This window comes from Salinimicrobium profundisediminis (assembly GCF_026241755.1).
GTDB classification, from domain to species: domain Bacteria; phylum Bacteroidota; class Bacteroidia; order Flavobacteriales; family Flavobacteriaceae; genus Salinimicrobium; species Salinimicrobium profundisediminis.
The window spans coordinates 1-6,287 of the sequence record NZ_JAPJDA010000041.1 but is presented as its reverse complement, the minus strand read 5'-3'; the positions used below and the strand labels follow the sequence as shown (position 1 = coordinate 6,287).

Sequence of the window (6,287 nt, the reverse complement as noted above, 5' to 3'; positions counted from 1 at the left end):
GCTTCAGAAACAAGGATTTGTGTTGTGTCACAAACATCTCCCACACCATCTTTATCGATGTCTTCCTGACCAGGATTATAGGTTAGCGGACAGTTATCATCTTCATCAAGAACTCCGTCGCCATCATCGTCCATATCTGTGATATCTCCTAAACCATCACCATCTGTATCTGTCTGGTCTGGATTTGGCTCCAGCGGTGCATTGTCAACATCATCAGGAATACCATCATTGTCATCATCATCGTCACAGTTGTCTTTCATGCCGTCGGAATCATTGTCTCCAAAGCTGTTTCTCACTTCTACAACAGCTTCAGCCGTTCCAACATTTCCGCTAAAGTCGGTAACACTTAGCAGGACGAAGTTCATCCCTTCATTGTCACATCCAAAGCTGGTCACATCAAGGCTCATGGAAGCAATTCCGCAGTTGTCAAAAACCTCATCATAGACATCTTCGGCAACGATACTGGCCATGCCATTTTCGTCAAGTTCTACCACGATGTCTTTCGCGATCACCACGGGAGCGGTTTCATCAAGGATGGTCACCGTTGCAACTTTAGTTGTAATGTTGCCGTTCACATCGGTAACCGTAATCGTCACATCTTTTGTGGCGCCGGTTGCACAGTCAAAACGGGTTTCACTTAGCGTAATACTGCCCACAGCACAGTTATCGGTCGCACTTTCCACCACATCTGCAGTGGCGATAGTCACCTTACCGTCATCATCAAGCTGCACGCTAATGTTTTTAACCACAACTACAGGAGCTACATTGTCTTCAACAGTTACGATTGCTTCGGAAGAAGAGGTGTTTCCATTGTTGTCTTCAACAGTAAGCACCACAGTGTTCTCCCCGACATTAGAGCAGTCAAAAGTGTCAATATTAAGCGACATTTCTGAAATCCCGCAGGCATCGGTAGAACCGTTGTCGATCATCGCCGGAGTAATAGTCGTGTTTCCTTCAGCATCGAGCTGCACGGTGATGTTTTGAACAGCAACTACAGGAGCTACGTTGTCTTCTACAGTCACGATTGCTTCGGAAGAAGTTGTATTTCCATTGTTATCTTCAACAGTAAGCACTACCGTATTCTCCCCGACATTTGAACAGTCAAAAATGGCATTATCAAGCGTCATTTCTGAAATTCCGCAGGCATCGGTAGAACCGTTGTCGATCATTTGCGGAGTGATAGTTGCGTTTCCTTCAGCATCCAACTGCACAGTGATGTTTTGCGTAACTACATTTGGAGCTACATTGTCTTCTACAGTCACAATTGCTTCGGAAGAAGTTGTATTTCCATTGTTGTCTTCAACAGTAAGCACTACCGTATTTTCACCGACATTTGAGCAGTCAAAAGTGGCAATATCAAGCGACATTTCTGAAATCCCGCAGGCATCGGTAGAACCGTTGTCGATCATTTCTGGAGTGATGGTTGCGTTTCCTTCAGCATCAAGTTGAACAGTGATGTTTTGGATCGCAACTACAGGAGCTACATTATCTTCAACAGTTACTGTAGCTTCCGCAGAAGTTGTATTTCCATTGTTGTCTTCCACTGTTAGCACCACCGTATTCTCCCCGACATTAGAGCAGTCAAAAGTGGCATTATCAAGCGACATTTCTGAAATTCTGCAGGCATCGTTAGAGCCATTGTCGATCATCGCCGGAGTAATAGTTGCGTTTCCTTCAGCATCCAGTTGCACGGTGATGTTTTGCGTAACTACATTTGGAGCTACATTGTCTTCTACAGTCACAATTGCTTCGGAAGAAGTTTTATTTCCGTTATTGTCTTCAACTGTTAGCACCACTGTGTTCTCCCCAACATTTGAGCAGTCAAAAGTGTCATTATCAAGCGACATTTCTGAAATTCCGCAGGCATCTGAAGAACCGTTGTCGATCATTTCTGGAGTGATGGTCGCGTTTCCTTCAGCATCAAGTTGAACAGTGATGTTTTGGATTGCAACCACCGGAGCTACATTGTCTTCAACAGTCACGATTGCTTCCGCAGAAGTTGTATTGCCATTGTTGTCTTCGACAGTAAGCACTACCGTGTTCTCCCTGACATTAGAGCAGTCAAAAATGTTAATATCAAGAGTCATTTCTGAAATTCCGCAGGCATCGGTAGAACCGTTGTCGATCATTTGCGGAGTGATGGTCGCATTGCCTTCGGCATCCAGTTGAACTGTGATGTTTTGGATTGCAACTACAGGAGCTACATTATCTTCTACTGTTACAATTGCTTCCGCAGAATTTGTGTTTCCATTGTTGTCTTCAACAGTAAGCACCACCGTGTTCTCCCCAACATTGGAGCAGTCAAAAGTGTCATTATCAAGAGACATTTTTGAAATTTCGCAGGCGTCGTTCGAACCGTTGTCGATCATCGCCGGAGTAATGGTTGCATTACCTTCAGCATCAAGTTGTACAGTGATGTTTTGAGTAGCAACTACAGGAGCCACATTGTCTTCAACTGTTACAATTGCTTCGGAAGAAGTTGTATTTCCATTATTATCTTCAACGGTAAGCTCCACGGTGTTCTCCCCAACATTTGAACAGTCAAAAGTGTCAATGTTAAGTGTCATTTCTGAAATTCCGGAAGCATCAGAAGAACCATTGTCGATATCTTCAGGATTGATAGTCGCATTACCGTCAGCATCAAGCTCTACAGTAATATCAGCAGTAACGACCACAGGCGCTACTTTGTCTTCTACGGTAACCGTAGCTTCAAGTGTACTCTCATTACCGTTATTATCGACTACTGTAAGAACAACAGTATTCTCTCCAACATTAGTGACATCAAAAGTGGCATTATCGAGTGTCATTTCTGAAATTCCACAGGCGTCGTTCGAACTGTTGTCGATCATCTCCGGAGTAATGGATGCATTACCTTCAGCATCAAGTTGTACAGTGATGTTCTGTGCTATTGCATCTGGTGCTACATTGTCCACAACCGTTACAGTAGCTTCAGCAGTAGATTCGTTTTGATTAACATCAACAACAGTAAGTATTACTGTATTCTCACCAACATTGGAGCAATCAAACCCAGTTTTGCTCAAACTCAGACTTTCAATCTCACAATTGTCTGTTGAATTATTGTTGATAGCTTCTGCAGTAGTAGAGGCCTGTCCGTTTTCATCCAGATAGATGGTAACATCCTGTGCAATTGCAATTGGTGTTACATTATCTTCTACCGTTACGGTAGCTTCGGCAGTAGCCTCATTTCCGTTAACATCAGTAACTGTAAGTTTGACTGTGTTCTCACCAACATTGGAGCAATCGAATTCAGTAGTATCCGGCGAATAGCTATCAATACCACAGGCATCTGAAGAGTTATCATCAATCATTTCGGCAGTGATAGTTGCAGCGCCGTTTTCATCCAGCTCAACAGTTATATCCTTTGTAACTACCTGTGGTTTAATGTTGTCCTCCACAGTAATTTTTACACTCCCTGATGTGATATTTCCTGAATTGTCGGATACAGTATAGGTAAGACTATTTCCATCAGAGTAACCATAAGCCCTGGAATTTCCCTGGGAAGAAATATTCCCAAACAAGAAGTATCCTCCCTTTGGATTGTCAATAAGACGGCTATTATATAAGGTCCCAATACTTGAATCGCTAAAATCATCCAATTGAGAACCATTTATAAGGAATCCCTTGTTCTGAAACTTATAAAATACCTCACCTGAATTCAGTTTTGAAAGAGATACAGCAATATATCTCCCTGTTCGCTCATCTAATTTTTCGTAATTAGTAAAATCGGTGGTCTTGTAAAGGGAAGTTGTCCCTGTAGTTACCCTATCGAAGAGAAGGTACACTTCACCTGTATTTGAAACTTCCATTTCTAGAACAGATGATCTGTCCTGGATACCGTCTATTGGTCCCTGGTTAATCCATTGATTGTTAACGTAAGAAATAAGGAAAGGACCTAAATTATTATTTCTGGCACCAAATAGTACAGTAGGAGTACCATCGGGTGTAAAGATAATTTGACTGTTTTTGGACCATTCATTAGTAATTCCGGTTGCAGGATAGCCTACGAGGCTCAAAGCAGTACCATCATATTTTAGCACAATAGGTTTATAGGTGCCAGCCGGACTGGAAAAAGGTAAAAAAGTTAACCATACCTCGTTATCCAAAGGATTGGTCGCAAAATCTGCAGGATCGTACGTGTAGGACAAATTCCACTGGTTGTTGTTGCTTTCGGTAATTAAACCTTTCCATTGATCTAAATTTGTATTGTATTCATACAAGAAGAAAGTATTATTTGGACCTAATGCACTAACCAGGAAGCTTCCATTTTGATGTCTTGAAAAGCTTGAATATATTGGTGTAAAACCAAGTGTGGTAGAGGAGATAACCTTCCAGTCTGCATCTTCCCAACTCAATATCTCCAGGTTGCCAGTATCATTACTATTTCCAACCATATAGATCCCGGAAGCATCTGAGTAAAAATCACTTCTTGAATAATTATATGTTACAGTACTGCTAAGTTCTTCCCAGCCTCCTGTTTTCCCCACATCTTCACAACTAAAAGTGTTTTCACCTAAACTAATTGTAGGATTGGTGGTACAGTTATCGGAAATACCAGTTAAAATATCCTGAGGATTCACGACTCCTTCCCCGTTCTCATTAAGCAGCAATGTAAATTCCTCTGCACTTACTACCGGGGCAAGATTGTCCTCTACAGTCACTGTTGCGGTCTGAGTTTCTATATTGCCGTTTACATCACTTACTGTCAAAGTTACTGTTACAGGACTACCAAAATTGGAACAGCTAAAGCTGGTAACATCCAGACTCATCGTATCAATCTTACAGTTGTCTGATGAACCATTGTCTACATCTTCAGGGGTAATAGTTGCGTTTCCTGTAGCATCAAGCTGAACCGTGATGTTTTGTGTCACCACAACCGGAGCTACAGAATCTTCAACTGTTACGGTAGCGGTTTCTGAAGATTCATTGCCATTAACATCGCTTACCGTCAGGGTAACCAGGACGGGGTTATCCACATTCGAGCAGCTAAAGCTGGTAACATCCAGACTCATGGTATCGATCTCACAATTGTCTGAAGAGCCGTTATCGACATCAGCAGGTAGAATAGAAGCGGTTCCATCAGCATCAAGTTGCACTGTGATATCCTTAGTAACAACTACTGTAGCTATATTATCTACTGCCGTGAATTTAAAAATTTCAGTTGATGAAAGGTTCCCGGAATCTGTAACTGTGATAGTAATTTCTGAAGTTGCCTGCACACCTTCAGCAGGAATTATAGTCACATCATAATTCGTCCCATTATGTACAAAACTAATATTAGCATCGGGTATAAATGTTTTGTTATTTGATGTAGCCTTAACTTCCAGGTTTTGATAGGTATCTTCGGTATCTGTGATGTCAACCGTGAATTTGTAGGGTTCTGAAGGACAGTTCGAAATATTTGCTATTTCAGAAATTTGAGGAGGTGTATTCAATTCTAGGGTCTTTACTCCTGAATATTGAAAACAAGATTGATCCCCGGCAAGTCCACCATATTCTACAATGTAGCCCATTGTATTGCCTTTTCCTTCATCATTCCATTTTCCATCATTCTGAAAATAAATTTGAAGGGAATGTTCATCGCTACTATGGTTGTTAGGCTCGGAACCGTACCAGTTAGTATATTGACCATTCACGGCAGTAGCAACCTCCGAAAACTGAATGCCAGCTTCGGGGCCAGTAATCCAGTACCATTTGCCTTCAGCCTCTGTTTGATTTGCGTAAAGTGAACTTCCTAAAGCTGAATTAATTTGTGTATAACTATCAGAGCCTCCCAGCCAGCCATCATCGGATAGTTTGGTCGTAATGAATTCATTTTCTGAAGCTGAGGTAACAGTGGCAAGATATCCCTGCAAACCATTTAAGGTTTTTGTTGCGGCATCTGCCCTGGCCTGTTCCCAGGTGAAAGCACCACTTACATATTCGTAATAATGATCATTATCGGAGTTAGAAACTCCTCCTCCAATGTTAAAAACTATTTCCCTTTCGAGAACGTTGCTACTGGTAGTACGAAACTGCACATTTTGAAAAATATCCTGAAGTTCCTGGGAGGTCATAGCTCCCGAAAGGGTAAGCACCCCGGTTGAAGCACTATAGCTGCTGGTCACGCCAGAAGGTAAAGTAAAGCCAGTGTTTAACCTCAACTCATCACCCGATTGGAAATTTTCATTAATAGAGACGGTTGCACCATTGACATTGTCAGACAAAAGAATCAATAAATTACTATCAATTACTGTATAATTTCCAGGTGAAGAAACTACAGTACTACC

General features: G+C 41.8%; 1 protein-coding gene. It reads right to left on the bottom strand.

The features are described from left to right. Positions 1–6,287, bottom strand: a 6,287-nt coding sequence (locus tag OQ279_RS17030; protein WP_266071253.1) for a thrombospondin type 3 repeat-containing protein, incomplete at both ends; no start/stop codon positions are given.